Genomic DNA, 203 nt, shown 5'->3' on the forward strand with positions numbered 1-203 from the left:
TAGACAAGGTTGTTGAGTCCGGCTGTCAGCCCGTCATTCCACCCAGAAAAAATCGCAAGGAGCAGAGGGACTATGACAAAGCTTTATACCGTGTACGCCATCTGATCGAGAACGCCTTTCTTCACCTCAAGAGATGGCGCGGCATCGCTACGCGCTATGCAAAACGAAGCCTTTCCTTCCTTGCCGCCGTGCAAATCAGGTGC

The 203-nt window shown here is 52.7% G+C and carries 1 pseudogene; it reads left to right on the top strand.

The features are described 5' to 3' along the window. A pseudogene (locus EII23_RS12855) lies at positions 1-203 on the top strand (IS5/IS1182 family transposase); the annotation flags it as partial.

This window comes from Desulfovibrio sp. OH1186_COT-070 (genome assembly GCF_003860215.1).
GTDB lineage: Bacteria > Desulfobacterota > Desulfovibrionia > Desulfovibrionales > Desulfovibrionaceae > Desulfovibrio.